Origin of the sequence: Aneurinibacillus thermoaerophilus (assembly GCF_900099925.1) — a bacterium.
In the GTDB taxonomy this organism is placed as follows: Bacteria; Bacillota; Bacilli; order Aneurinibacillales; family Aneurinibacillaceae; genus Aneurinibacillus; species Aneurinibacillus thermoaerophilus.
Window position 1 is genome coordinate 1 of record NZ_FNDE01000094.1, and the last position, 1,416, is coordinate 1,416.

The following is a 1,416-nucleotide window of genomic DNA, read 5'->3' on the forward strand; positions in this document are numbered from 1 at the left end:
GAAGAGACGTTTCTTTGGCAAACAACCATCCGTAGTGTACCCAAACCTTCTTGCACGCCAGTTTAAGGCAGAAGCACCAAATCAAAAATGGGTAATCGACATTACGTATCTTCCTTTCCAAAACCAGTTTCTTTACTTATCTGCCATACAGGATTTATATAATAACGAAGTTGTTGCCTATCATATTTCCGAACGAAATGACCTCAAGCTTGTCCTGGATACATTGGATAAAGCAAAAAGAAAAAGAAACGTGACTGGAAGCATGACCCACTCCGATCAAGGATTCCAATACACGTCTCGTTCGTACAACAGACGAATCGAACAGTGGGAACAGTGGGGCATGGTGGGCAGCCACTCTCGCAAAGGAAACGGTCTAGACAACGCCTGCATCGAATCGTTCTTTTCGCATCTTAAAACAGAAAAGTTGTACATGGATAAGTGTACGTCAATGGACGAACTTCATCAAGCCATTGGGCAATATATTACTTTTTACAACAGTGAACAGTTCCAGAAAAAACTCGGCTATCTGTCGCCGATCGAATATCGGGAAAAAATAGACGCATAAAAATATAGGCTTTTTTAACACTGTCTACTTGACAGGGGTAAGACCATACAGAGCACTTTAATTGTTTCTTTAAGATTGTCTTGCACGGACAAAGATATCCATCTCGTGTCCATCGTCAGTAGTTACGTACACTTTCCAATTCCCTCCTACTCCATTGATATTAGAAAACGGTTCTGTTGTAGATGTACCTGGGTCAATAAGTATATTCCTCTTTTCATATCCATTATGGTATATTTTTAATCTCACTTTTCCAGAACCTTTATTTTTTACATGTATATTTAGAAGTGTCCCATTACTTGGCGAACATGTAAATGTCCTCTCAAAAGAATCCCTTCCCTTATGATAAGCATCGTCTATTAATGTCACTGACAAAAGCTTGTTATCTACTTCTTTTCCTTCATCTTGCAAATTTGTTGAAATGGCAGGAGTTGTCGAACTTTCACTGTCTTTTACAGCGCATGCCAAAGATGCTGAAGGTACGGTCAATATACATGCCGTTGCTAGCCCAAGTTTTACAATTTTTTTCATAATAATAACCTCCTAAAATTTCCAATTAAATATATTGTAATTATATATCGGAAGAGAAAAATATTCCATATTTTTTAATATATTTACAGTTAATTATTTTTTTAAAAATTTACTCTTCCAATTTTGATTAAATTTAAACATAAAAACTAATTATATAATATAACATTGTAAAACCTAATGATTCAGAAGCCATCAGTCATAAAATAAGTCTATTTCCTTACATCCTAATTTATATAGCTACCGATTAAGGGTTTAACAAACGGTTATTTGGCAATACTGGCTCCTATCATCACAATGATAAGGAGCGGATTATGTTATGAAAA

At 35.7% G+C, this 1,416-nt stretch carries 2 protein-coding genes; one reads left to right on the forward strand and one right to left on the reverse strand.

Annotation, left to right across the window (positions count from 1 at the left end; all coding sequences use genetic code 11):
- Positions 1-565 (forward strand): IS3 family transposase (locus BLR88_RS18805; RefSeq protein WP_139185046.1); only part of this gene is annotated, 565 nt, incomplete at its 5' end.
- A gap of 69 nt (positions 566-634) precedes the next feature.
- On the opposite strand, the gene BLR88_RS18810 is transcribed toward BLR88_RS18805, so the two are convergent.
- Complete coding sequence (locus BLR88_RS18810; protein WP_091261643.1) at positions 635-1,093, reverse strand: hypothetical protein; 459 nt, start codon at positions 1,091-1,093, stop codon at positions 635-637.
- Positions 1,094-1,416 lie beyond the last annotated feature (323 nt).